Raw genomic sequence first — 24,986 nt, forward strand, 5'->3', positions numbered from 1 at the left:
GGCCAGGTCACGTCCGCAGCGAAGCCGCCGCGTCCGTGCCCCAGCTCGCCAGCAGGCGCAGAGCCTCCGCCGAAGGGGAGCCCGGCTCGGCGTGGTACGTGATGAACGCCTGCTCGTCGTCGTCGACGAGGCGGAACGTCTCGAAGGACAGGGTCAGCTCACCGACCAGCGGGTGCCGCATCCGCTTGACGCCGAAGGACTTCTCCTTGACGTCGTGCGTGGCCCACAGCCGCCGGAACTCCTCGCTCTTCACGGACAGCTCGCCGACCAGGGTGGACAGCCGCGGGTCGTCCGGGTGCCGGCCCGCGTCCATGCGCAGGAAGCTGACCATGTCGTGCGCCTTCTGGTCCCAGTCCACGAACAGGTCGCGGTAGTCCGGGTTCAGGAAGACCAGCCGCGCCCAGTTCCGCTCCTGGGCCGGGACCTTGCCCCAGTCGCCGAAGAGGGCCGCCGCCATCCGGTTCCAGGCGAGAATCTCCGAGCGCCGGCCGGTCACGTACGCCGGGACCGTGTCGATCGACTCCAGCAGCTGGAGCAGCGCCACCCGCACCGGCTGCTGCGCGCGTGACGCCGCCGCCCGCCTGCGCTGCTGCTGCGGTTTCGCCAGGTGCGTCAGGTGCGCCTGCTCGGCGTCGGACAGCCTGAGCGCACGGGCGATCGCGTCGAGGACCTCCGCCGACACGTTCCGCCCGTTGCCCTGCTCCAGGCGCGTGTAGTACGCCACGGACACCCCGGCCAGTTGCGCCAGCTCCTCCCGCCGCAGCCCCGGCACCCGGCGGTGCCGCCCGTACGACGGCAGTCCCACGTCCTCCGGCTTCAGCCGGGCCCGCCGGGTGCGCAGGAACTCGCTCAGTTCGGCACGCCGGTCCAGCTGTCCATCCATGTACTCCAGTATTGCCGGTCGTATTCCCGGTCGTACGCACGAGAGCCTGTCCCCGTCAGTGGTACGCACGCTGGTCGTAGGCAAAGCCGTGGTCTGGGTGGATGCCCGCCGCGGCGGCAGGGTGGAGGTATCCCACAGAAGACCAGCCACGAGGAACCCGGAGAACCCGGCATGACCACTGTCGCCGCATACGCCGCACCCGCCGCCAAGGCTCCGCTGGAGCGGACCACCATCGAGCGGCGCGAGGTGCGCGAGCACGACGTCCTGATCGACATCAAGTTCGCCGGCATCTGCCACTCCGACATCCACCAGGTCCGCGAGGGCTGGGGCGAGGCCATCTTCCCGATGGTCCCCGGTCACGAGATCGCGGGCATCGTCTCCGAGGTCGGCCCCGGCGTCACCAAGTTCGCCGTCGGCGACCGGGTGGGCGTCGGCTGCATGGTCGACTCCTGCCGCGAGTGCGAGAACTGCGAGGCCGGCCGGGAGCAGTACTGCACGGGCGGCAACGTGATGACGTACAACGGCATCGGCAAGGACGGTGAGCCCACCTACGGCGGCTACTCCGAGAAGGTCGTCGTCGACGAGAACTTCGTCCTCGGCATCCCCGAGGGCATCGCGCTGGACGAGGCCGCGCCGCTGCTGTGCGCCGGCATCACCACGTACTCCCCGCTCCGGCGCTGGAACGCCGGCCCCGGCAAGAAGGTCGCCGTCGTCGGCATGGGCGGCCTCGGCCACATGGCCGTCAAGCTCGCGCACGCCCTGGGCGCCGAGGTGACGGTGCTGTCGCAGTCCCTGCGCAAGAAGGACGACGGCCTGAAGCTGGGCGCCGACCACTACTACGCGACCAGCGACCCGGCCACCTTCGAGGAGCTGGCCGGCACCTTCGACCTGATCGTCTCGACGGTCTCCGCCCCGCTCGACCTCGGCGCCTACCTGGGGCTGCTGAAGACGGAGGGCACCCTGGCCAACGTCGGTGCCCCCGAGGAGCCGGTCTCCCTCAACCTGTTCGCACTGCTCGGCGGCGGCAAGACCCTCGCCGGGTCCATGATCGGCGGCATCCGGGAGACCCAGGAGATGCTGGACTTCTGCGCCGAGCACGGCATCGGCGCCGAGATCGAGCTGATCGCCGCGTCCGAGGTCAACGCCGCGTACGAGCGGGTACTGGCGAGCGACGTGCGGTACCGCTTCGTGATCGACACCGCGACGATCTGACCGGCCGGAAGCATCCTCGGGATTCCCTCGGGTGCCCTCGTGGATTCCGTCGTGGATTTCCTCGGGGATTTCCCCGTCCCTGTCACACGGCCGCGCCGCCCCGGGTCATACCGCCGTAGACACACGGCGGACGCCCGGACGGGCAGGAACCGGACAGCGCACCAGACAGCGCACCAGACAGCTGTCGACCTGTCCGTCCGGGCGTCAGGACCCTCGGGAGCAGTCATGACGTACCCCTCGTCCCCCACCACCCCCCTCCTGGTCACCGGCGGCACGGGCACCCTGGGCGGCCACGTCGTCCCGCTGCTGCGGGCGGCCGGCCACGAGGTACGGGTCCTCACCCGGCGCCCCCGCCCGGCCGAGGACGGCGTCACCTACGCCACCGGCGACCTCCTCACCGGTGAGGGCGTCGGGGCCGCCGTCGACGGCGTGCACACCGTCCTGCACCTGGCGGGCGGCCCGAAGGGCGACGACGAGGCGACCCGCACGCTGGTGCGCGCCGCCTCGCACGCGGACGTACGGCACCTCGTGTACATCTCGGTCGTGGGCGCGGACAGCGTGCCGCTGGCGTGGCTGCGCACCAAACTGGACTCGGAGCGGGCGATCGCCGACTCGGGCCTCGGGTGGACGGTGCTGCGGGCGGCCCAGTTCCACGAGCTGACCCTGACGATGATCGAGAAGATGGCCAAGCTGCCGGTCCTGCCCGTCCCGGGCGGCCTGCGCCTCCAGCCGGTCGACTCCCGCGAGGTCGCCGCCCGCCTGGCCGAGCTGGCCCTCGCGGCGCCCGCGGGCCGGGTCCCCGACATGACCGGCCCCGAGGTCCACGACCTGGCCGGCCTGGCCCGCCCGTACCTCGCCCTGCACGCCCGGCGCCGCCGTCCGCACCTGCCGGTCCGCATCCCGGGCAAGGCGGGCCGCGCCTACCGCGCCGGGGCGAACCTCACGCTGGACGGGGCGCGGGTGGGCCGGCGGACGTGGGAGGAGTTCCTGTCGGAGCGGGCGGGGCGGGGGACGGTGACGGCCGACGCGCGCCGCTCGTGAGCCCGGCTCCGGCCGGCGTGCTCGTCAGCGGCGCCGCAGCGACGCGTCCAGCAGCGCGGGCGGGGTGTCGAACTTCTCCTGCGCGGCCAGGTCGGTCCCGGGGGCGACGATCGCGTCGATCGCGTCGAGGACATCGGCGGAGAGCACCGTGTCGGCGGCGGCGAGCTGCGCGTGCAGGTGGTCCAGCGTGCGGGGGCCGATGAGCGCGCTGGTCACGGCAGGGTGCGCGGTCACGAAGCCGAGCGCGAGCTGGATCATGGTCAGGCCGGCCTCGTCGGCGACCGTGGCCAGCCGCTCGACGGCGTCGAGCCGGGCCCGGTTGGCGGGCAGGGAGGTGTCGAAGCGCTCCGGCATGAACGCCGAGCGGTGGGTGGCGATCTCCCGGCCCGCACGCACCGCGCCCGACAGCCAGCCCGACGCCAGCGGGCTCCAGGCCAGTACCCCGAGCCCGTACTCCTCGGCCACGGGCAGCACGTGGCTCTCTATCCCGCGCTGCAGGACGGAGTAGCTGGGCTGCTCGGTGACGTACCGGCTCAGGTGGTGTTCGCGGGCGGCCCACTGGGCCTGGACGACGCGGTAGGCGGGGAAGGTCGAGGAGCCGAAGTAGCGGATCTTGCCCGCGCGCTGGAGGTCGGTCAGGGCCGACAGCGTCTCCTCGTCGCTGGTGGCCGGGTCCCAGCGGTGGATCTGGTAGAGGTCGACGTGGTCGACCCCGAGGCGGCGCAGGCTGTCGTCCAGCTCGGTGACCAGCCAGCGGCGCGAGGCGCCCCGGTGGTTGCGCTCCTCGCCCATGGGCATGCCCGCCTTCGTGGCCAGCACGATGTCGTCGCGGCGGCCGGCGATGGCCTTGCCGACCATCTCCTCCGACTCGCCGGCGCTGTACATGTCGGCGGTGTCGATGAGGTTGACCCCGGCCTCCAGAGCGGCGTCGACGATGGCGTTGGCCTCGTCCTGGGTGGTACGCCCGATGCGGCCGAAGTTCATGGCGCCGAGCGCGAGGGAGCTGACCTGCACGCCGGTGCGGCCCAAGGTGCGGTATTGCATGATCGTGTTCCTCCGTCGAGGGAAGGGAGCGCGGTGCGCGCGGGCGCACGGCGTGGCACGACGGCTCCGGCCTCTGGCATGATGGGTAACCGGAACGCCGTCCCGTTTGACGATACGGAACAGCGTCCCGTTTAGCAATGCCGGTATGTGGAGGGAACGACGCGATGGTGGACGCCGACGAGGCCGCGGGGCACACCAGCCGCCCCGGCCGCCCCAGACGGGCGGACGCCCGGCGCAACCAGGAGGCACTTCTGGACGCGGCCGCCGCGGTCTTCGTGAGGTCCGGGGTGGAGGCGGCGGTCCGCGACATCGCGGCCGAGGCGGGCGTCGGAACGGCCACGATCTACCGCCACTTCCCGACGCGGGCGGATCTCATCATCGGCGTCTACCGGCACCAGGTGGAGGCCTGCGCCGAGGCCGGCCCGGCCCTGCTGGCGAGCGGCCCGACCCCGTACGCCGCACTCGGGCGCTGGATCGACCTCTTCGTGGACTTCCTGGTCACCAAGCACGGCCTCGCCGCCGTACTGCAGTCCGACAACGCCGGCTTCGAGACGCTGCACGCGTACTTCCTCGACCGCCTCGTGCCCGTGTGCACCGGACTCCTCGACGCCGCGACCGCCTCCGGCGAGATCCGGTCCGACCTCTCCGCCCTGGAACTCATGCGCGGCGTCGGCAACCTCTGCATCGGCGCGGAGAACGACCCGCGCTACGACGCGCGCCGACTGGTGGGGGTCCTGGTGGCGGGGTTGCGCCGGACGGACTGACCGGGGCGTGGACCTGGCGGTCGAAACCGTCGGCCCGCAGCAGGCCGTCGACTCGGGGCGGATGCCGTCCGGGTGGAGTCCACCACGGCGTACTGGTCCTACAGTGCGTCGAACGGGGGGACGATACGGACGATGACGACCAGCGGGTCCCGCGGTGCCACGAGGAAGTAGAACCATCCGCCGGCAGCATCCATCCGCCGTGGTCCGCCTGGACGCGGACCGTTGCCGAGGTCGCTGATGTCGATACCCGTACTGGCGAGGTCGATGAGCTGGCCGGCCAGACGTTCCACTTCCGCCACGACATGTGCCGGGAACCCGCCTGCTACGTGATCATGGTCCGGGTCGTACTCCCATCGCCATTCCCTGATCACCGGGAGGGGAGCCCGACCGCTGCGTGGGCCTGATCGAGGATGCGCCCGATCTCGGATGCGGCCTGTCGCGCACGGGCTGCGTCGCCCGACTCGGCACTGTCCTCCCAGCTGCGGAGGGCTGCTGCCAGGGCGGGCTGACGCTGAGTGTGAACGTAGACGGCCCACTGGGCGATGAATCGCTGCAGAGGTGCCAGATCCGAGGCCTGCCGGGACTGGTCTGCCGCCTGATCCAGCTCACGCGTGAACGCCGTCAGCGCGGCCGGTGCGATCTGCCTGATGGCTTGGCGCAGTGCGGCGACCGTTGCAGGGGGCTGGGGGATGAGCGGTTGCCCGGCAGCGGAGGTGGTCATTGCTACTCCCATGGGCGCGATTCTGGTCCCATGCCTCAGAGTATCCGGCGTGGGTGTTGCCCCACCGCTCGGACGAGTGAGACAGAACCGATACGCCCGTCTGTACCGACCGGCCTGCTTGGGCGGGGCCGAGGCCGATGCCCGCGGGCAGTCCTGGACGGGCGCGGAATCGCTCGCAACCCTCGTGCGTTGAGGGAGGTGGACGTGGGATGTCGGTGTGCGAGCCGAGTAGCCCGAGTGACCAGAGCGACGGAAATTGGAGGGCCTCGATGGCTGCGCAGACGCAGAGGGCCGTGCTTGCGGGTGGATGCTTCTGGGGGATGGAGGAGCTGATCCGCCGGCTCCCGGGCGTGACGGCGACCCGGGTCGGATACACCGGGGGTGACGTGCCGAACGCGACGTACCGCGACCACGGCACGCACGCGGAGGCCATCGAGATCCTCTTCGACCCCGAGAAGACCGACTTCCGCGCGCTCCTGGAGTTCTTCTTCCAGATCCACGACCCGAGCACCAAGAACCGCCAGGGCAACGACATCGGCATGAGCTACCGCTCGGCGATCTACTACGTGGACGACGAGCAGAAGCGGATCGCCGAGGACACGATCGCGGACGTGGACGCCTCCGGGCTGTGGCCGGGCAAGGTCGTCACCGAGGTGGAGCCGGTCGGCCCCTTCTGGGAGGCCGAGCCGGAGCACCAGGACTACCTGCAGCGGTACCCGGACGGTTACACCTGCCACTTCCCGCGTCCGGGTTGGCGGCTGCCCGCCCGGTCCGAGGGCTGAACGCGAGACGGCCCGGCGGGGATCACGCCGGGCCGTCTCGCGCGGAGGCGTCAGTGCGGGAGCGTCGCCGGGCTGCCGCCGTTCGCCTCGTAGCCCGCGACCGCCAGCGCGCGGTAGACCGCGAACTCCGCCGCCGGGTCGGTGGAGAGGGTCCAGGGCAGGGCGCCGACGTGGCCGTCGATGACCATCAGCTGGTTCATGGCCTCGGCCCAGCGCTCGCCGCGGACCAGGAAGAAGACCAGCAGATGGCGCACGTGCGCCTGCGTCGGGTCGTCCGGGCGGGCCGAGTGGACCGCGTGCAGGGCGCCGTGCACCGCCTTGGTGACGACCTCGCTCTGGTGGAAGCCGCTGACCAGATTGACCTCGGGAAGATGCTCGAAGACCGCGAAGAGCGGCATCGCCGCGAGGAGCGAGCCCTTCGGGGCGCGGGCCGCCGCCGCCTCGGCGAAGGAGTACGCCAGGTCGCGGGAGCCGTGCCACTTCTCGCACCAGTAGTGCAGGGCGGCCAGGTGCGCGCCCATGTGGTTCGGGGCGCGGTCGAGGATCTTGAGCCAGAGCTGCTCGAAGTCCTCGCGCGGGTAGGCGAGCCCGCGGGCGACCGAGAGCTCGACGATGTACGGGATCGGGTCGCCGGGGGCGAGCAGCGCCGCCTCTCCGCAGGCCGCCTTCGCCTCCTCCATGATGATCCGGAAATCGTCCGTGCCCGGCGTCGCCGTCCGCCACGCCTGCTGCACCAGGAACTCGGCGTGCACCGCCGCGCCACCCGCGTCCTTGGGGGCCTCGGCCCGCCACACCCGCAACCACTGACCGCCCGGCGTCTCACCGACGCCGCCGGGCCGCTGCCGCAGCTCGAGCGACGCGGCGCCCGCGAAGGCCTGCACGCGCTGCCAGCGCCGCTCGCTCCCCGCCTCCGTACCGGCGAGGAGCTGCTGGGCGCCCCGGTAATCCTGCGTGCGCTGCACCAGGTCCAGGACGTCCAACAGGTCCTGGTCGGGGCCGGGCATGCGGATGTCCAGCTCCTCCTCGCGCGCGAAGCCGTAGTTCGCGGGGTCCGCCGCGTCCGGGTGGCCGGCGGGTACCAGGCCGACCGCGCTCCGTCGGCGCCGCAGAACGGGGAGCAGCACCACAGCCAGCATGGCCAGTGCCATCAGGACCCAGAGAATCTCCATGTCTCAAGCGAACCAGACTGCGCCGACAATTGGCCAACCTGTCCCCCCGCCCTGTGGAAAACGCGCGGAGTCGTCCGCGCCGCTACCCTCGGTGCCCATGAGCGACAGGCACATCAGTCAGCACTTCGAGACGCTCGCGATTCACGCGGGCAACACCGCCGATCCCCAGACGGGCGCGGTGGTCCCGCCGATCTACCAGGTGTCGACGTACAAGCAGGACGGCGTCGGCGGGTTGCGCGGCGGATACGAGTACAGCCGCAGCGCGAACCCGACCCGTACGGCCCTGGAGGAGAACCTGGCCGCTCTGGAGGGCGGCCGTCGCGGCCTCGCGTTCGCGTCCGGACTGGCGGCCGAGGACTGCCTGTTGCGTACGCTGCTGCGTCCCGGCGACCACGTGGTGATCCCCAACGACGCGTACGGCGGTACCTTCCGGCTCTTCGCCAAGGTCGCCACGCGGTGGGGCGTGGAGTGGTCCGTGGCCGACACGAGCGACCCCGCCGCGGTGCGGGCCGCCCTGACCCCGCAGACCAAGGCCGTGTGGGTGGAGACGCCCTCCAACCCGCTGCTCGGCATCACCGACATCGCCGCCGTGGCCCAGGTCGCCCGGGACGCCGGCGCCCGGCTCGTCGTCGACAACACCTTCGCCACGCCGTACCTCCAGCAGCCGCTGGCGCTCGGTGCGGACGTCGTCGTGCACTCCCTGACCAAGTACATGGGCGGCCACTCGGACGTCGTCGGCGGCGCGCTGATCGTGGGCGACCGGGAACTGGGGGAGGAGCTGGCGTTCCACCAGAACGCCATGGGCGCGGTCGCCGGGCCCTTCGACTCCTGGCTGGTGCTGCGCGGCACCAAGACGCTCGCGGTGCGCATGGACCGGCACAGCGAGAACGCCACCGAGGTCGCCGACATGCTGTCCCGGCACGCGCGCGTGACGAGCGTGCTGTACCCGGGGCTGCCGGAGCACCCCGGGCACGAGGTCGCCGCCAAGCAGATGAAGGCGTTCGGCGGCATGGTGTCCTTCCGCGTCGAGGGCGGCGAGGAGGCGGCGGTCGAGGTCTGCAACCGCGCGAAGGTGTTCACGCTGGGTGAGTCCCTGGGCGGTGTGGAGTCGCTGATCGAGCACCCCGGCCGGATGACGCACGCCTCCGCCGCCGGTTCGGCCCTGGAGGTGCCCGCCGACCTGGTGCGTCTGTCGGTCGGTATCGAGAACGTCGACGACCTGCTCGCGGACCTCCAGCAGGCCCTCGGCTAGTCCGACGCGTACCACGGGCTCACCAGCCCTCCCAGCCCGTCACGGGTGGGGTCGTCTCCGACGGCGGCTCCACCCAGGGCCGGACGGTCAGCGCCCACACCGTGAACGCCACGGCCGCGGCGCACAGCACCAGCCACATCAGGCGGCGGGCGGCGGTCCTGCGCCGCAGCATGCGGCCGCCGCGGCGCACCGCGTCCGCGTACAGCTCGGGCGGCACCCTGGGCGGCGACTGCTCCATGATCCGCCGCGCGGCGGCCTCTCTGCGGGGGCGGTTCACCGACGCCTCCCGGTCCTCCACGCGCGCGTGCCCGTCGTCCCGCAGGCCGTCGTCGTCTCGCGTGTCGCGTCCGTCATGACGTCGCCGCCTCCGCCGCCACCGGGCGGACCGGCTCCGCGGGCGGGTGCAGCAGGGTGGCCGTCGCACGGTCGCAGATCGTCCGTACACGTTCCGCGGGCAGGCCCAGCAGGGCGGCCGCCTGCTCCTCGGCGACGCCCTCGTAGAGCCTGAGCACCAGGATCAGGCGTTCCCGCGGGGTGAGACCGCGCAGCGGGCCCGCTGCGGGCCGGCGGGCCCGACCGATGCCGCCGCCGTACCGGTGCCAGGCCTCGCGGGCGAAACGGGTGGCCAGGTACTGGCGGGCCCGGTCGTACGGGTCCTCCCCGCGCAGCCGGTCCCAGCGCGCGTACGTGTGGGCGAGGGACAGGGCCAGCAGGCGCCGCGCGCGCGGGTTGTCGTCCGCCGGCTCGGCCGTGAGCAGGGTGGCGGCATGCAGCAACCGCCCTGCCGCGCCCGCGACGAACGCCTCGAACTCCCGGGCTCGGCGGGCACTGTGGAACGCCTGCCGTTCTCGCACCGCGCCTCCCGCCCAGAGGGCGACGACCCCTGAGTCTCGTACGACGACCCCTGGGTCTCATATCAGGCCAGGGGCGGCCCGCCGGTCAAGAGTTCGGTCCGAACCGCCCCGGAAAGGCGGTGAGGGGTGGCTCAGGAGGCCGACGAGGACTCCGGACCCGACGGGGCCATACGGGCGGACAGGGCGCCGTTGAAGCGCGCGAGGAGCGCGCAGAACGCCTCCCGCTCCTCCGGCGCCCAGTCGTGGGTCAGTTCGGCCATGAGTTGACGCCGGGAGGACCGGACCTCTTCCAGCCGCGACACGCCGCGCGGGGACAGCTGGAGCACGACCGCGCGTCCGTCCTCGGGATGCGAGGTCCGCTTGACGAGTCCGGAGTCGACGAGCGGTGCCACCTGCCGGGTGACCGTCGAGGAATCGATCCCCATGCTCGCGGCGAGCGCCTTGACGCCCATCGGGCCCTCTTTGTCGAGGCGGTTGAGCAGCAGGTATGCGGCGCGGTCCATGGAGTTGCGTACCTGCCCGACGCCGCCGAGCCGGGTCTGTTCGGCACGACGGGCGAAGAGTGCCACCTCGTGCTGGAGCGTCTCGAGAAGACCGGTGTCACCGGCGGTCGTCATGTCCATCGACATTTCAGGTGTTGTGGGCATGGCCGGGGGCTCACTTCTTGGAGGGCTGCTGATTGGGGGACAGGGTACGCGGCCGGGCGGCGAGGCGTACGTGCGCTGCGCAAAGCGGGTCTCGGAGGTTGGTCACAACGGCCCCGAGCGCCCGTGGCCTGCGATGCTGGTGGCATGAGCTACAGCACGGCCGCCCTTGTCGGATCCGTCACCCTCGACGACGTGCGCGGAGCCCAGAAGATGCTCTCGGGTGTGTCGCGGGTGACGGCGATGGAGGGCAGCAGACACCTGTCCCAGCTGGTCGGCGCGCCGGTCCACCTCAAGTGCGAGAACCTCCAGCGGACGGGTTCGTTCAAGCTCCGCGGCGCCTACGTCCGTATCGCCGGGCTGCTGCCCGAGCAGCGGGCCGCCGGTGTGGTCGCGGCGAGCGCGGGCAACCACGCGCAGGGGGTGGCGCTGGCGTCGTCCCTGCTCGGGGTGGGCTCGACGGTGTTCATGCCGAAGGGCGCCCCGCTGCCGAAGATCAGCGCGACCCGGGACTACGGCGCCGAGGTTCGGCTGCACGGTCAGGTGGTCGACGAGACGCTGGCCGCCGCGCAGGAGTACGCGGAGCGGACCGGCGCGGTGTTCATCCACCCCTTCGATCACCCGGACGTCATCGCGGGCCAGGGCACGGTCGGGCTGGAGATCCTGGAGCAGTGCCCCGAGGTGCGGACCGTCGTGGTCGGCATCGGCGGGGGCGGGCTGGCGGCCGGAATCGCGGTCGCGGTGAAGGCGCTGCGGCCGGACGTGCGGATCGTGGGCGTCCAGGCGGAGGGCGCGGCGGCGTATCCGCCGTCGCTGGCGGCGGGGCGCCCGGTGGCCGTCGAGCATCCGTCGACGATGGCCGACGGCATCAAGGTGGGACGGCCCGGTGACGTGCCGTTCGGGATCGTCGGCGAGCTGGTGGACGAGGTCCGTACGGTCTCCGAGGACGAGCTGTCCACCGCGCTGCTGCTGTGCCTGGAGCGGGCCAAGCTGGTCGTGGAGCCGGCCGGGGCGTCTCCGGTGGCGGCGCTGCTGAGTGAGCCGGGGGCCTTCGAGGGGCCGGTGGTGGCGGTGCTGTCCGGTGGCAACGTGGACCCGGTGCTGATGCAGGGGGTGCTGCGGCACGGCATGGCCGCGCAGGGCCGCAATCTGGCGGTCCGGGTGCGTCTGACGGACCGGCCCGGCGCCCTCGCCACGCTTCTCGGGGTGTTGTCAGTGGTCGACGCTAACGTCCTCGATGTGAGCCACGTCCGGACCGATCCGCGGCTCGGGCTCACGGAGGCGGAGGTCGAACTGCACCTGGAGACGAAGGGCCCGCAGCACTGCGCCGAGGTCGGCCGGGCGCTGCGGGAGGCGGGGTATCCCGTCATCGGCTGACCCGTCATCGATGTGGGTCACTGGTTCGAGCAAGTGCGTTGTGAGACGCGATACATCGCGTTATGGTGTGTCGTAAATCGCTCGCTGAACCGAGCGAGACGTACAAACCTAGGCTTTCCGAAGAATCCCCGACGACGTGGAGACTCATATGCCAGGCGCCATCTATGCCGAAGGCCTGGTGAAGACCTTCGGTGACGTAAGGGCTCTGGACGGCGTCGACCTCGACGTTCCCGAGGGCACGGTCCTGGGCCTGCTCGGGCCGAACGGCGCGGGCAAGACGACCGCCGTCCGCTGCCTGACGACCCTGCTGCGCCCCGACAGCGGCAAGGCGGTCGTCGCGGGCATCGACGTGCTCAAGCAGCCCAACGAGGTGCGGCGGTCGATCGGCCTCTCCGGCCAGTTCGCCGCCGTCGACGAATACCTGACCGGCCGGGAGAACCTCCAGATGGTCGGCCAGCTCTACCAGATGAGGGCCAAGGCCGCGAAGGCCCGGGCCGGCGAGCTGCTCGAACAGTTCCACCTCGCGGACGCCGCCGACCGCCCGACGAAGACCTACTCGGGAGGCATGCGCCGCCGGCTCGACCTGGCGGCCGCCCTGGTCGTCTCCCCGCCCGTCATGTTCATGGACGAGCCGACGACCGGCCTCGACCCGCGCAACCGCCAGGAGCTGTGGGAGGTCATCAAACAGCTGGTCGCCGACGGTACGACCCTGCTGCTGACCACGCAGTACCTGGAGGAGGCCGACCACCTCGCGCACGACATCGCGGTCGTCGACCACGGCCGCGTCATCGCCCGCGGCACCTCCGACCAGCTCAAGGCCCGCACCGGCGGAGAACGCGTCGAGGTCGTGGTCCACGAACGGGAGCACATGGGGACGGCCGCCGAGGTGCTCAATGGGTTCGGCAAGGGCTCGACCACCCTTGAGGAGCACACCCGCAAGCTCACCGTCCCCGTCACCGGTGGCGCCAAGCTGCTCGCCGAGGTCATCCGGGAACTCGACACCCGCGGTATCGAGATCGACGACATCGGCCTGCGCCGACCCACGCTCGACGACGTCTTCCTCTCCCTCACCGGCCATGTGGCCGAGGTGAAGGAGAACGGCCTCGCGGCCGAAGCCGGCCGCGAGGACAAGGACGCCGGCCACAAGGCCAAGAAGGAGACCGCCAAGTGAGCGCCACCACCGACGCCGCTCGGACCGCGGCGCCCACCAGCCCCCTCGGCCAGTCCCTCCGGGACTCCCTGGTCATCGCCCGCAGGAACCTGATCCGGATGACCAGGATTCCCGAGATGGTCCTCTTCGGGGTCATCCAGCCGGTGATGTTCGTGGTCCTGTTCACCTACGTCTTCGGCGGCTCGATGAAGATCGGGAACACCACCGACCCGGACGTCTACAAGGACTTCCTGATGGCGGGCATCTTCGCGCAGACCGTCACGTTCGCCACCGCGGGATCGGCGGCCGGCATCGCCGACGACATGCAGAAGGGGCTCGTCGACCGCTTCCGCTCCCTGCCGATGGCCCGTGGCGCGGTGCTGACCGGCCGCACCGTCGCCGACCTCGTGCAGACGACCATCACGCTGCTCGTCCTCGCGATCGTCGCGCTGATCGTCGGCTGGCGCACCGGCTCCGCGGAGCCGACCAATCTCGGACAGATCCTGGGCGGGTTCGCCCTGCTGCTTCTCCTGGGGTACGCCTTCACCTGGATCGGTGCCCTGATCGGCCTGTCCGTGCGGACCCCGGAGGCGGCGACCTCGGGAGGGATCATCTGGCTGTTCCCGGTGACGTTCGTTTCGAACGCCTTCGTGGACTCCAGCCAGATGACCCCCTGGCTCCGGCACATCGCCGAGTGGAACCCGTTCAGCGCCACGGTGCAGGCCTGCCGGGAGCTGTTCGGCAACCCGGGCGTCGTGCAGTCCGATGCCTGGCCGATGCAGCACCCCGTCTGGGCGTCGCTGATCTGGTCCGTCCTGATCATCGCGGTCTTCCGGACGCTGGCGGTGCGCAAGTACCGCTCGGCCGCCGCATGACGACGAGCCCCCGGCGTCACAGGGACGCCGGGGGCTCGTCGACGGCAGACGGCCTGGTGCGACACCGGCCGTAAGAGGGGCCTGGTCAGCCGTTGTAGGGCTCGGCCTTGAGGATCTTCACGGACGCCGGCTTGCCGTTGGGCAGCTCGTACTGCGCGTCCTCGCCGACCTTGTGGCCCATGACGCCCGAGCCCAGCGGGGACTGCGGCGAGTAGGTCTCGATGTCCGAGCTCGCGTACTCGCGCGAGGCGAGCAGGAAGGTCAGCGTGTCGTCCTCGTCACCGTCGAAGGCGATCGTGACGACCATGCCGGGCGCCACCGCGCCGTCCGCGGCCGGAGCCTCACCGACCTTGGCGCTCTCCAGCAGCTGGGTCAGCTGGCGCACGCGGAGCTCCTGCTTGCCCTGCTCCTCCTTCGCCGCGTGGTACCCGCCGTTCTCGCGCAGGTCCCCCTCCTCACGGGCCGCGGCGATCTTGGCAGAGATCTCGGTGCGCGCAGGACCAGTAAGGTATTCAAGCTCCTCCTTGAGCTTGTTGTACGCCTCCTGGGTCAGCCAGGTGACGTTCTCGCTGGTCTGGGTCACGGGTGCTCCTCGTTGGTACTGGGAATACAAATCAACGCCCTACCCAGAAGGATGTTCCTTCACGGAAGGGCGAAACCACGAGCCTAACAATTCAGTGGCCAAAGGGGGAGGACATAAGCCACCAGATTCATGTCACCGCAGGCCAGTGCCCATGGATTGGGGCCGACAGGGCTCCGCGACGTCAGTCCGCGTGGCAGCCGAGCAGCTCGGCCGTCGTGCCCGCGGCCTTCGTGCGCAGGGTGACGACCTTGTCGATGCGCGTGGCGTCCCCGTCGAAGCGGAAGTCGGCCCGGCCCACCTCGTCGCCGTCCTCCGCCTGGGAGCGCACCGTGCAGTAGCCGACGGCACGGGCGTCCTTGCGGACCTCCAGGTGCACCTGCACCGAGTCCTCGGCGAGCTCGAATCCGATCAACTCGCCGCTGATCTTGTTCTGTCCGACGTAGTGGTAGCCGAACCAGCCGATCACGGCGAGCAGGACGGCACCGAGCACGGCGCCGACGATCTTGAGTGTGCGGTCGGCCCGTTCGTCCGAGGAGCGGCCGTACCGGCTCTCGGGCGTCTGCGTGCTCGCCGTACTCATGATCGTCCTCTCGGCAGGAGCCGGTCTCACCGGGCGCCGGAATTATTCCGCTCCCGATTCGGTCACTATAGAAGCCGCCGATTGCGCCGATGCACACAGGGCGCCGACTGACCGAGGATTGAGCCTTGACTGACCAGCTGCGACTGATGGCCGTGCACGCCCACCCCGACGACGAGTCGAGCAAGGGCGCGGCCACCATGGCGAAGTACGTGTCCGAGGGGGTGGACGTGCTGGTGGTGACCTGCACGGGCGGGGAGCGCGGTTCCATCCTCAATCCCAAGCTCCAGGGCGACGCGTACATCGAGGAGAACATCCACGAGGTACGCAAGAAGGAGATGGACGAGGCACGGGAGATCCTGGGCGTGGGGCAGGAGTGGCTCGGCTTCGTCGACTCCGGTCTGCCCGAGGGCGACCCGCTGCCGCCGCTGCCGGAGGGCTGCTTCGCCCTGGAGGACGTCGACAAGGCGGCCGGCGAGCTGGTGCGCAAGATCCGCTCCTTCCGTCCCCAGGTGATCACCACCTACGACGAGAACGGCGGCTATCCGCACCCCGACCACATCATGACCCACAAGATCACGATGGTGGCCTTCGAGGGCGCGGCCGACACCGAGAAGTACCCGGAGAGCGAGTACGGACCGGCGTACCAGCCGCTGAAGGTGTACTACAACCAGGGCTTCAACCGCCCCCGCACCGAGACGCTGCACAACGCGCTGCTGGAGCGCGGCCTGGAGTCGCCCTACGGGGACTGGCTCAAGCGCTGGTCGGAGTTCGAGCGCACGGAGCGCACGCTCACCACGCACGTACCCTGCGCCGACTTCTTCGAGATCCGGGACAAGGCGCTGATCGCGCACGCCACGCAGATCGACCCCGACGGGGGCTGGTTCCGGGTGCCGATGGACATCCAGAAGGAGGTCTGGCCCACCGAGGAGTACGAGCTCGCGAAGTCCCTCGTGGACACCTCCCTCCCCGAGGACGACCTCTTCGCGGGCATCCGGGACAATGCCTGACATGAGTGCAAGCGCAAGCATGGCAATGACGCACCTCGTCACTCTCGCCGAACTCGACGAGGACAAGGTCACGCCCGGCGTCCTCGGCTTCATCGTGTTCGCGGTGATGGCCCTGGCGGTGTGGGGGCTGATGCGGTCCATGAGCCGGCACATGGGCAAGGTGGACTTCAAGGAGGCGCCGGAGGCGGGGGCCGAGGGGGAGACCTCCGGCCGGGTGGGGCCGCAGAAGGGGTGACGCGGGGTCCGCGGTGGCGCCCGGCGCGGGCGTGGACCGAGGTGAGAGGCGCGGCCCGGCGCTGACGGGGTGCCGCCCGGGCGGCTACGCCGCTGTCACCGCCACGCCCATCACCTCCCGGGCCTGGCGGTTCGGAACCATGCCGAGGTGCCACGCCTGCCAGCCGGACTCCAGTTGGACGCCCCGTTCCAGGAGGAGCTGGTACGCCTCCACGTAGTCGTCCAGCTTGGCGTCCCGGGCCGGGTGGCGTGCGCGGGCCAGCTGGACCAGCTCCTCCTGAGCCACCGCCGTACCGACCTCCACGCCCCCGGGGGCGGCGTACGGCAGGAGGGTGCAGCGCAGGAAGCGGGCCCAGTCCTCGCCCCGCCGGTCGCCGTACGCCGCGAACAGCGCCGCCGCCTCGTCGCACAACGCGAGTGCCTGGGGCGTACGTGCGTTGCCCGCGTCCACGACCGCCAGCTCCAGGCAGGTCCACGCCTCGCCGTGGCCGACGCCGATGCGCTGGAAGTCCGCGCGGGCGTCCACCAGGAGCTGCCGGGCGAAGCCGGAGTTGCGCAGTGAGCCGGTCTGGGCGGCGCGCTGGTCCCGGGTGACCCGCGCCGAGTGGTGCCGGGCGCAGGCGAGGCCGTACACGTCGCGCATCCGGGAGAACATCGTGCGGGAGCGTTCCAGCTCGCGGACCGACTGGTCCAGGGCGCCGGTCTCCTCCAGTGCCTGGCCGACGTAGTAGACCGTCCACGCCTCGCCGCGGGCGTCCTCGTTCTCCCGGTGCCGGGCCGCCGCCCGCCGCAGTTCCTCGACCGCCTCGGAGGCGTCGCCCTCGACCAGCCGGGCCCGTGCCAGCTGGGTCAGCGCCCAGGCCTCGCCGCGGGCGTCCTGGGTGCGGCCGTACAGCTCCAGGGCCGCGCGCAGGTCCGCCTCCGCGCGCGGTACGTCGCCCATGCGCAGGTGCAGCTGGCCGAGCTGGAAGTGGGCCCACGCCTGGCCGTGCACCGACTCGCCCGCGCGGTGCAGCACCAGTGACTCGGTGAGCAGGTCCAGGGCCTCCGCCAGCCGGGCCCGGTCCCGCTGCACCGCCGCCAGGGCGTGCAGCGTCCACGCCCGGTCCGTGTCCAGTTCGGGCGAGGCCTGGAGGTCCAGCGCCTCCCGCAGTTTCGCCGCCGCCTCGGTCAGGTTGCCCTGGTGGTGCAGCGTGATGCCCAGCGAGCACAGCGCGCGGGCCGCCCCCGCGTCGTGGTGGGCCTCCATGTACAGGTCGACCACCGAGGTGAGCGTCGTCCGCGCCTTGTCCAGCTCGCCGAGCTGCCGGGCCGCGATACCGGTGCGCCACTGCACCGAGCGCACCAGCAGCCCCTGGTCCACGGACTGCGCCAGCTCGCTGATCTCACCGAGCCGGTACAGGTCGCCGCGCAGCAGGCAGTAGTCGCACAGCGCGCCGAGCAGGTTCAGCACCGCGCCCTGGTCCACGCCCTCCGCGTGTCTGAGCGCCGCCGTGATGAAGCTCGACTCGTCGTCCAGCCAGCGCAGTGCCTCGTCCAGGGACGTGAAGCCGTAGCCGCCGAACTGGTTCGAGCGGGTCGACATGTTGCCGTCGACCAGGCGCAGTACCGAGTCGGCCAGCTCGGCGTAGTTGGCGATCAGCCGTTCCTGCGCCGCCGTCCGCTCGGCCGGGTCCTCCTCGTCGGCGAGCCGGGCCCGGGCGAAGGCGCGCACCACGTCGTGGAGCCGGTAGCGGCTGCCCCGGACATGATCGAGCAGACCCGCCCGCGACAGCGCCGCCAGCTGCCGCGTCGCCTCCGTCTCGTCCGTGGCCAGCAGCGCGGCGGCGGCAGCGGCACCCAGCGAGGTGCGGCCCGCCAGCGCCAGCCGGCGCAGCAGCCGCCGGGCCGTCTCCGGCTGGTCGGTGTAACGCAGCCACAGCGCCCGCTCGACCGGCTCCACCGGCCCGTACGCGCCCAGGTCGGACGCCAGGGCGCGCGGCGAGCGCGGTCCCAGCGACGACCCCGCCACCCGCAGCGCCAGCGGCAGGCCGCCGCACAGCCGCAGGATCCCGTCGGTGGACTCGGCGTCGTAGGGTCCCGACGCGTCCTGGGCGGCCGCCCCCAGCAGCTCCTCCGCGCCCGCCGCGTCCAGTGCCTCGACCGGGAGGTCGTACACCCGGGCGGGCAGGTCCGGCGGCAGCCGAAGCGGCTCCCGCGCGGTGACCAGGACCAGGCTGTCCGACCGCTCCGGCACCAGCGCGCGCACCTGCTCGGCGTCCGAGGCGTCGTCCAGGACGACGATGACCGGGACGCCCGTCAGATGCTGGTGGTACAGCTCGCTGAGCCGTTTGACCTGCTGGTCCGCCGAGGACCGCTCACGGAACAGCAACTGCTCGCGGGGCGCGCCCAGCCGGTTCAGCAGATGCAGCAGGGCGTCCCGCGTGCTCAGCGGCGACTCGCCGCCCGAGGCGGGGCCGTCCCCGCGCAGATCGACCACGCACGCCCCGCGGAAGTAGTCCCGCAGCTCATGGGCGGCCCGCACGGCGAGCGTCGTACGGCCGCTGCCGGGCACCCCGTGCAGCACGACCACCGTCGGCTTCGTCTCCGTGCTCGCGCGGGCCGCCTGCACCCACTGCCGCAGCCGTGCCCTCTCCTGCCGCCGGCCCGCGAAGGTGCCCTCCGGATCCGGGAGTTGCGCGAACGACTGTTCCAGCGCGCTGCGTCCCCGGGCCGCGGCGCTCTTGTCGGCGCCCCGCAGCTTCGGCCCGGCCTTCTTCGGCCCGGTGGACGCGGCGAGCATCCGCTGCTGGTCCAGGAACGGCCGGATGCCGCGTACCTCCAGCGCCGTCAGCCACTGCAACCGCAACTGCTCGGGCCCGCCGGGCTGGCTGACGGCCCCGGCGCGGTGGTGGACGGCAGGCACGTGCGAGCCGATCACCTTCACCACGGTCGCCGCGGCCCCGACGACCCCGACGGCCACTCCCGCGCCCACCGCCGTGCCCGTGCCGGTGCCGAGCGCCATGTCGGCCACCACCGCGGCGACCGCCGCCACGCCGGCCACCAGCAGGGGAGTGCCGGCGCCCTCCCGGGCGTAGCGCTGCCGGAAGGTGAGCTGTCCGGCCGCCGCCTCGTCGAGGGCGTGGGTGTAGGCCTCGTACTCCTCGGCGGCCGTGCCCGCCATCGCGTCCAGCGACCCGCGGGCCCGGGACAGCAGCACGTTCCCGTCCGTGCGCCCGCCCGAGCGCCGTACCTCCTCCTCCACGGCCCGCCTCAGTAGCCGCTCGGCCTCCGACCGATGACTGTCCCGCATGTCGCGCCCCCTCCGGCGGCATCGGTGTCACCCGGGTGTCCCCGGACCTCGCCGGGGCTCTCCCGGCCCATCCCCGGGTCCTTCCCCAGTTGCGCCTCGGTCAAGTGTCCTGCCAGGGGGAGACCCTGGGGAGGGGCGGGTCCCCGGGGTGCTCCCCGGGGTGCTCCCCGGGGCTGGTATCCACGGCCGTCCCCTGGGTCTCCCCATCGGTCGGGAAAGACGACGAATTCCCCTCTTGACCCCGGTGACCGCAGCCACTAATTTGCGAGGGAAGCAGACTCATGACTACCGAAAGGAGGCGACCGGCGGATGTACACCAACTCTGACCTGGGTCGCCTCGCCCGCCGCACGGTGTGGGTTTCGGGTCGGGTCGCGCACGGCTGCTGAGTACGCCGTTCCGATGTGCCCGTAAGCAGGCACGTCTGTGCCCGTAGGCAGGCACATCTCGGGTTTCCCCTTCACCACTTCTTTCACCTTCACCACTTCACGGCATGCCCCTGTCGCGTGCCGATGTGCGCTCGCTTCTCTCACGCGGCGCGTCTGGACATAGAAAGCTGCCTGAAATTGGCGAACATGATGAATCGACCCGTCCCGAGTCGAAATGAAGGTCTGTCATGGTAGCGGCACGGATCACGGTCAACGGAAAAGAAACACCGATCGCACCGGCCGCCCCCCACACCACGGTGCTGGACTTCCTGCGCGAGCGTGGCCTCACCGGCACCAAGGAGGGCTGTGCCGAGGGTGAGTGCGGCGCCTGCTCGGTCCTCGTGGCCCGCCCCGGCGTGAACAAGCCCACCGACTGGGTGCCGGTCAACGCCTGCCTGGTCCCGGTCGCGGCGCTCGACGGTCAGGAGGTCGTCACCTCCGAAGGCCTCGCCACGCCCGGCGAGCCCGGCACGCCGCCCACCCTGCACCCGGTGCAGAAGGAGATGGCGGTCCGCGGCGGCTCCCAGTGCGGCTACTGCACGCCGGGATTCGTGTGCAGCATGGCCGCCGAGTACTACCGGCCCGACCGCTGCGCGCACGCGGGCTCGGGCTCGGGCTCCGAGGCGGCCGGGGCGACCGACACGGCCGTCGGTACCGACGGCACTGACGGCACTGACGGCACTGACGGCGAGCACGGTCCGAACGGCTTCGACCTGCACGCGCTCAGTGGAAACCTGTGCCGCTGCACCGGCTACCGCCCCATCCGCGACGCCGCGTTCGCCGTCGGCGCGCCCACCGACGAGGACCCGCTGGCGCGGCGTCGCGAGCAGTCCCCGCCCGCGCCGGTCGCCACCGAGTACCACCAGGACGACAGCGCGTTCCTGCGGAAGGACACCCTGGCCGAGACGCTGCGGCTGCTGAGCGAGCGGCCCGACGCCGTGGTGGTCGCCGGAAGCACCGACTGGGGCGTCGAGGTGAACATCCGTTCCCGCCGGGCGGATTGCGTGGTCGCCGTCGACCGGCTGCCCGAACTCCGGGAACTGCGGGTCGAATCCGACCACATCGAGATCGGGGCGGCGCTGACGCTCACCGAGATCGAACGCCGCCTCGACGGAACGGTCCCGCTGCTGGCGGAGCTGTTCCCGCAGTTCGCGTCCCGGCTCATCCGCAACGGCGCGACCCTGGGCGGCAACCTGGGGACCGGCTCGCCCATCGGCGACAGTCCGCCGGTGCTGCTCGCGCTGGAGGCGTCGCTCGTGCTCGCCGACGCCGACGGTGAGCGCGAGGTCCCGCTCGCGGACTACTTCACCGGCTACCGGCAGAGCGTGCGCCGCCCGGGGGAGCTGATCCGCGCGGTGCGCGTCCCGCTGCCGCTGTCGCCGGTCACGGCCTTCCACAAGATCGCCAAGCGGCGCTTCGACGACATCTCCAGCGTGGCGGTCGCCTTCGCGCTCGACATCGAGTCGGGGATCGTCCGCAAGGCGCGCATCGGTCTGGGCGGCGTGGCCGCCACCCCGGTCCGCGCGCTCGCCACCGAGGCGGCCCTGGAGGGCAAGCCGTGGGCGGCGGAGGCCGTCGAGGCCGCGGCCGAGGTGCTGGGGGGCGAGGGCACGCCGATGAGCGACCACCGCGCCAGCGCCGACTACCGCTCCGCGATGCTCGGCCAGAGCCTGCTGAAGCTGTACGCACAGACCACCGAGGCGGTGCCGTCATGAGCCATCTGTCCGAGCTTCCCGAAAAGCCCGTCGTCGGCGTCTCGATGCCGCACGAGAGCGCCGTCCAGCACGTCACCGGGGCGGCGCTGTACACCGACGACCTGGTCCAGCGCACCAAGGACGTGCTGCACGCGTACCCGGTCCAGGTCATGAAGGCCCGCGGCCGGGTCACGGCGCTGCGTACCGGGCCCGCCCTCGCCGTGCCGGGCGTGGTGCGTGTGCTGACCGGTGCCGACGTGCCCGGCGTCAACGACGCCGGCATGAAGCACGACGAGCCGCTCTTCCCCGACGAGGTCATGTTCCACGGCCACGCGGTCGCCTGGGTGCTCGGCGAGACCCTGGAGGCGGCCCGGCTCGGTGCGGCGGCCGTGGAGGTGGAGCTGGAGGAACTGCCGTCCCTGATCACGCTGCAGGACGCGATCGCGGCGGGCAGCTATCACGGCGCCCGGCCCGTCATGGTGCACGGCGACGTCGACGCCGGTTTCGCCGACTCCGCACACGTGCTCTCCGGCGAGTTCCAGTTCTCCGGCCAGGAGCACTTCTACCTGGAGACGCACGCGGCGCTCGCCCAGATCGACGAAGACGGGCAGGTGTTCATCCAGAGCAGCACCCAGCACCCTTCGGAGACCCAGGAGATCGTCTCCCACGTGCTCGGTGTGCCCTCCCACGAGGTGACCGTGCAGTGCCTGCGGATGGGCGGCGGCTTCGGCGGCAAGGAGATGCAGCCGCACGGGTTCGCGGCCATCGCCGCGCTCGGCGCCAAGCTGACCGGCCGGCCGGTCCGGTTCCGGCTCAACCGGACCCAGGACCTGACCATGTCCGGCAAACGGCACGGGTTCCACGCCACGTGGAAGATCGGCTTCGACGCCGAGGGCCGTATCCAGGCCCTGGACGCCACGCTGACCGCGGACGGCGGCTGGAGCCTGGACCTGTCCGAGCCGGTCCTCGCCCGCGCGCTGTGCCACATCGACAACACCTACTGGATCCCCAACGCGCGCGTCGCCGGTCGCATCGCCAAGACCAACACGGTCTCCAACACCGCCTTCCGCGGCTTCGGCGGACCGCAGGGCATGCTGGTCATCGAGGACATCCTGGGCCGCTGTGCGCCGCGGCTCGGCCTGGACCCCAGGGAGCTGCGGGAGCGCAACTTCTACCGGCCGGGCCAGGGCCAGACGACACCGTACGGGCAGCCGGTCACGCAGCCCGAGCGGATCTCCGCCGTCTGGCAGCAGGTGCTGGACAACGGCGGCGTCGCCGACCGCGAGCGCGAGATCGCCGCCTTCAACGCCGCGCACCCGCACACCAAGCGGGCCCTCGCGATCACCGGCGTCAAGTTCGGCATCTCGTTCAACCTCACCGCCTTCAACCAGGGCGGCGCGCTGGTGCTGATCTACAAGGACGGCTCGGTCCTGATCAACCACGGCGGCACCGAGATGGGCCAGGGCCTGCACACCAAGATGCTGCAGGTGGCCGCGACCACGCTGGGCATCCCGCTGCACAAGGTGCGCCTCGCCCCGACGCGGACCGACAAGGTGCCCAACACCTCCGCCACCGCGGCCAGTTCCGGAGCGGACCTCAACGGCGGGGCGATCAAGAACGCCTGTGAGCAGTTGCGCGAGCGGCTGCTTCAGGTGGCCGCGAGCCGGCTGGGGTCGAACGCCTCGGACGTGCGCATCGTCGAGGGCGTCGCGCGCGCCCTGGGCAGCGACGAGGAGCTGGCCTGGGACGACCTGGTGCGCACCGCGTACTTCCAGCGCGTCCAGCTGTCGGCGGCCGGCTACTACCGGACCGAGGGCCTGCACTGGGACGCCAAGTCCTTCCGGGGCTCGCCGTTCAAGTACTTCGCCATCGGCGCCGCCGCGACCGAAGTGGAGGTGGACGGCTTCACCGGCGCGTACCGCATCCGGCGCGTGGACATCGTGCACGACGTCGGCGACAGCCTCTCCCCGATGATCGACATCGGTCAGGTCGAGGGCGGCTTCGTGCAGGGCGCGGGCTGGCTGACGCTGGAGGACCTGCGCTGGGACACCAGTGACGGCCCCCACCGCGGCCGGCTGCAGACCCAGGCGGCCAGCACCTACAAGCTGCCGAGCTTCTCGGAGATGCCCGAGGAGTTCAACGTCACCCTGCTGGAGAACGCCACCGAAGAGGGCGCGGTGTTCGGGTCCAAGGCGGTCGGTGAGCCTCCGCTGATGCTGGCGTTCTCGGTGCGGGAGGCGCTGCGGCAGGCCGCCGCCGCGTTCGGGCCGAGCGGGGTCGGCGTCGAGCTGGCCTCGCCGGCGACGCCGGAGGCGGTGTACTGGGCGATCCGGTCGGCCCGCCAGGGCGCCGCCTCGCGAAACGGCCGGGCCCGCGACGGGGCCGCCGTCGACGGCCACGCCAAGAACGGGCACGTCGACGGCGGGGTCCGGACCGACGCAGAAGTGCTGAGCGGTGCCTGACATGACATGGATCGCCGCGGTCGCGCGGTTGCGGGCACGCCGGGAGTCCGGCGTGCTGGTGACCGTCGCGACCGTGCGCGGTCACGCCCCGCGCGACGCCGGTGCGAAACTCGTCGTGGGGCGGACCGGGACGTGGGGCTCGATCGGCGGTGGAAACGTCGAGGCGGTGGCGATCGACCGGGCCCGGGAGATGATCGCCGCGTCCAAGGCGCAACCGGAGCTGATCGACTTCGCCCTGAACGACAAGGTGACCAACCAGCACGGTGTGCAGTGCTGCGGCGGCACGGTCTCGGTCCTGCTCGAACCGCTGCCCGTGGTACGGGCCGTGGCGATCTTCGGTGTCGGGCACGTCGGGCTGGAACTGGCGCGCGTCCTGGCACGTCAGGACCTCGACCTCCACCTGGTCGACAACCGCTCCGACATGCTCACCGAGGAGCGGCTCGGCGTGCTGGCGGACGCGGTGGCGCAGGTGCACGTGCATCACACGCCGCTGCTGCCCGAGGAGGTGCTGGAGCGGTTGCCGCCCGGCACCCACATCCTGATCATGACCCATGACCACGCCGAGGACGCCGCTCTGTGCGACGCGGCCCTGCGCACCACCCATCTCGGTTCCATCGGGCTGATCGGATCGGCGGCCAAGTGGGTGCGGTTCCGCAAACGCCTGGCCACCGAGGGCGGTCACGACGAGGCCGCCATCGGCCGGATCAAGACCCCGATCGGGCTGGCCGACATCACCGGCAAGGAACCCGCGACGATCGCCGTGAGCGTCGCCGCCGACCTGCTGCGCACCTTCGAGACCGAGGGCGACTCCACCGGGCCTTCGCCCTCGCCTGCCGAGCGCCGTCCGGCCGACGAACCCAGGCCCGAGCGGTCCTTGTAGGAAACTACGAAGCACCGTTCCCGGCCAGCTCGCTGTTCGTGCCTTCGGCCTCTGGCCGGT

At 71.7% G+C, this 24,986-nt stretch carries 24 protein-coding genes; 13 read left to right on the plus strand and 11 right to left on the minus strand.

The window, feature by feature from the left end; all coding sequences use genetic code 11:
- Positions 1–7 precede the first annotated feature (7 nt).
- Positions 8–883, minus strand: coding sequence for a helix-turn-helix domain-containing protein (locus tag ACIQ6R_RS02395; protein ID WP_404169558.1), 876 nt, complete (start codon positions 881–883; stop codon positions 8–10).
- Between the two features lie 171 nt (positions 884–1,054).
- On the opposite strand from ACIQ6R_RS02395, the gene ACIQ6R_RS02400 reads away from it, so the two are divergent.
- Positions 1,055–2,095: an NAD(P)-dependent alcohol dehydrogenase gene (locus tag ACIQ6R_RS02400; protein WP_404169561.1), complete on the plus strand. Its 1,041-nt coding sequence runs from the start codon at positions 1,055–1,057 to the stop codon at positions 2,093–2,095.
- A gap of 225 nt (positions 2,096–2,320) precedes the next feature.
- The gene (locus tag ACIQ6R_RS02405; RefSeq protein WP_404169564.1) at positions 2,321–3,136 is read left to right on the plus strand and encodes an SDR family oxidoreductase; all 816 of its coding nucleotides are present in this window, start codon (positions 2,321–2,323) and stop codon (positions 3,134–3,136) included.
- A 24-nt stretch (positions 3,137–3,160) separates the two neighbouring features.
- Here the strand turns inward: ACIQ6R_RS02405 and ACIQ6R_RS02410 are convergent, their stop codons facing one another.
- Positions 3,161–4,180: an aldo/keto reductase gene (locus ACIQ6R_RS02410; protein WP_404169567.1), complete on the minus strand. Its 1,020-nt coding sequence runs from the start codon at positions 4,178–4,180 to the stop codon at positions 3,161–3,163.
- Positions 4,181–4,344: 164 nt separating this feature from the next.
- On the opposite strand from ACIQ6R_RS02410, the gene ACIQ6R_RS02415 reads away from it, so the two are divergent.
- A complete protein-coding gene (locus ACIQ6R_RS02415) occupies positions 4,345–4,944 on the plus strand; it encodes a TetR/AcrR family transcriptional regulator (protein ID WP_404169570.1) in 600 nt (199 codons plus the stop codon).
- A gap of 98 nt (positions 4,945–5,042) precedes the next feature.
- On the opposite strand, the gene ACIQ6R_RS02420 is transcribed toward ACIQ6R_RS02415, so the two are convergent.
- Positions 5,043–5,234 (minus strand): hypothetical protein, encoded by a 192-nt coding sequence (locus ACIQ6R_RS02420; protein WP_404218178.1) that lies wholly within the window; start codon positions 5,232–5,234, stop codon positions 5,043–5,045.
- Positions 5,235–5,311: 77 nt separating this feature from the next.
- The gene (locus ACIQ6R_RS02425) at positions 5,312–5,665 is read right to left on the minus strand and encodes a DUF6247 family protein (protein ID WP_404218180.1); all 354 of its coding nucleotides are present in this window, start codon (positions 5,663–5,665) and stop codon (positions 5,312–5,314) included.
- 269 nt (positions 5,666–5,934) lie between these two features.
- Between ACIQ6R_RS02425 and msrA the strand changes: the two genes are divergently transcribed.
- On the plus strand, positions 5,935–6,447 hold the full coding sequence (msrA, locus tag ACIQ6R_RS02430) for a peptide-methionine (S)-S-oxide reductase MsrA (RefSeq protein WP_404169579.1): 513 nt from the start codon (positions 5,935–5,937) through the stop codon (positions 6,445–6,447).
- A gap of 50 nt (positions 6,448–6,497) precedes the next feature.
- Here msrA and ACIQ6R_RS02435 read toward each other — a convergent pair whose 3' ends face one another.
- Positions 6,498–7,616 carry a hypothetical protein gene (locus ACIQ6R_RS02435; RefSeq protein WP_404218182.1) on the minus strand — a complete coding sequence of 373 codons (1,119 nt, stop codon included), beginning with the start codon at positions 7,614–7,616 and terminating at the stop codon, positions 6,498–6,500.
- Positions 7,617–7,713: 97 nt separating this feature from the next.
- On the opposite strand from ACIQ6R_RS02435, the gene ACIQ6R_RS02440 reads away from it, so the two are divergent.
- Entirely contained in the window at positions 7,714–8,868 is a 1,155-nt protein-coding gene (locus ACIQ6R_RS02440; RefSeq protein ID WP_404218184.1) for a cystathionine gamma-synthase, read from the plus strand.
- A 19-nt stretch (positions 8,869–8,887) separates the two neighbouring features.
- Here ACIQ6R_RS02440 and ACIQ6R_RS02445 read toward each other — a convergent pair whose 3' ends face one another.
- From ACIQ6R_RS02445 to ACIQ6R_RS02455, 3 genes are all read right to left on the minus strand, one after another.
- Complete coding sequence (locus ACIQ6R_RS02445) at positions 8,888–9,145, minus strand: hypothetical protein (protein WP_404169588.1); 258 nt, start codon at positions 9,143–9,145, stop codon at positions 8,888–8,890.
- A gap of 73 nt (positions 9,146–9,218) precedes the next feature.
- The gene (locus tag ACIQ6R_RS02450; protein ID WP_404169591.1) at positions 9,219–9,722 is read right to left on the minus strand and encodes a sigma factor-like helix-turn-helix DNA-binding protein; all 504 of its coding nucleotides are present in this window, start codon (positions 9,720–9,722) and stop codon (positions 9,219–9,221) included.
- A 131-nt stretch (positions 9,723–9,853) separates the two neighbouring features.
- Entirely contained in the window at positions 9,854–10,351 is a 498-nt protein-coding gene (locus ACIQ6R_RS02455; RefSeq protein ID WP_404170690.1) for a MarR family winged helix-turn-helix transcriptional regulator, read from the minus strand.
- A 162-nt stretch (positions 10,352–10,513) separates the two neighbouring features.
- On the opposite strand from ACIQ6R_RS02455, the gene ilvA reads away from it, so the two are divergent.
- The 3 genes from ilvA (at position 10,514) to ACIQ6R_RS02470 (ending at position 13,768) form a co-directional block, all read left to right on the plus strand.
- The gene (ilvA, locus tag ACIQ6R_RS02460; RefSeq protein WP_404218186.1) at positions 10,514–11,743 is read left to right on the plus strand and encodes a threonine ammonia-lyase; all 1,230 of its coding nucleotides are present in this window, start codon (positions 10,514–10,516) and stop codon (positions 11,741–11,743) included.
- 148 nt (positions 11,744–11,891) lie between these two features.
- On the plus strand, positions 11,892–12,914 hold the full coding sequence (locus tag ACIQ6R_RS02465; RefSeq protein ID WP_404218188.1) for an ATP-binding cassette domain-containing protein: 1,023 nt from the start codon (positions 11,892–11,894) through the stop codon (positions 12,912–12,914).
- A complete protein-coding gene (locus ACIQ6R_RS02470) occupies positions 12,911–13,768 on the plus strand; it encodes an ABC transporter permease (protein ID WP_404169600.1) in 858 nt (285 codons plus the stop codon). Before ACIQ6R_RS02465 ends, ACIQ6R_RS02470 begins: the two co-directional genes overlap by 4 nt.
- 85 nt (positions 13,769–13,853) lie before the next feature.
- Here ACIQ6R_RS02470 and greA read toward each other — a convergent pair whose 3' ends face one another.
- Both greA and ACIQ6R_RS02480 read right to left on the minus strand, forming a co-directional pair.
- A complete protein-coding gene (greA, locus tag ACIQ6R_RS02475) occupies positions 13,854–14,351 on the minus strand; it encodes a transcription elongation factor GreA (RefSeq protein ID WP_055418146.1) in 498 nt (165 codons plus the stop codon).
- 181 nt (positions 14,352–14,532) lie between these two features.
- Positions 14,533–14,931 carry a DUF4307 domain-containing protein gene (locus ACIQ6R_RS02480; RefSeq protein WP_404218190.1) on the minus strand — a complete coding sequence of 133 codons (399 nt, stop codon included), beginning with the start codon at positions 14,929–14,931 and terminating at the stop codon, positions 14,533–14,535.
- Positions 14,932–15,056: 125 nt separating this feature from the next.
- On the opposite strand from ACIQ6R_RS02480, the gene mca reads away from it, so the two are divergent.
- Positions 15,057–15,938, plus strand: coding sequence for a mycothiol conjugate amidase Mca (gene mca, locus ACIQ6R_RS02485; protein ID WP_404169603.1), 882 nt, complete (start codon positions 15,057–15,059; stop codon positions 15,936–15,938).
- Entirely contained in the window at positions 15,931–16,173 is a 243-nt protein-coding gene (locus ACIQ6R_RS02490) for a hypothetical protein (protein WP_404169606.1), read from the plus strand. The genes mca and ACIQ6R_RS02490 overlap by 8 nt, the downstream gene beginning before the upstream one ends.
- Positions 16,174–16,257: 84 nt before the next feature.
- Here the strand turns inward: ACIQ6R_RS02490 and ACIQ6R_RS02495 are convergent, their stop codons facing one another.
- Positions 16,258–19,464: a tetratricopeptide repeat protein gene (locus tag ACIQ6R_RS02495; RefSeq protein WP_404169609.1), complete on the minus strand. Its 3,207-nt coding sequence runs from the start codon at positions 19,462–19,464 to the stop codon at positions 16,258–16,260.
- A gap of 614 nt (positions 19,465–20,078) precedes the next feature.
- Here ACIQ6R_RS02495 and ACIQ6R_RS02500 point away from each other — a divergent pair.
- The 3 genes from ACIQ6R_RS02500 to xdhC are packed head-to-tail and all read left to right on the plus strand — an operon-like array spanning position 20,079 to position 24,926.
- Positions 20,079–21,605 carry a xanthine dehydrogenase small subunit gene (locus tag ACIQ6R_RS02500; RefSeq protein WP_404218192.1) on the plus strand — a complete coding sequence of 509 codons (1,527 nt, stop codon included), beginning with the start codon at positions 20,079–20,081 and terminating at the stop codon, positions 21,603–21,605.
- A complete protein-coding gene (gene xdhB, locus ACIQ6R_RS02505) occupies positions 21,602–24,046 on the plus strand; it encodes a xanthine dehydrogenase molybdopterin binding subunit (protein ID WP_404218194.1) in 2,445 nt (814 codons plus the stop codon). Before ACIQ6R_RS02500 ends, xdhB begins: the two co-directional genes overlap by 4 nt.
- 1 nt (position 24,047) lies before the next feature.
- Positions 24,048–24,926 (plus strand): xanthine dehydrogenase accessory protein XdhC, encoded by an 879-nt coding sequence (gene xdhC / locus ACIQ6R_RS02510; protein WP_404218663.1) that lies wholly within the window; start codon positions 24,048–24,050, stop codon positions 24,924–24,926.
- Positions 24,927–24,986 lie beyond the last annotated feature (60 nt).

It is taken from the genome of Streptomyces sp. NPDC096048, assembly GCF_044763415.1.
In the GTDB taxonomy this organism is placed as follows: Bacteria; Actinomycetota; Actinomycetes; order Streptomycetales; family Streptomycetaceae; genus Streptomyces.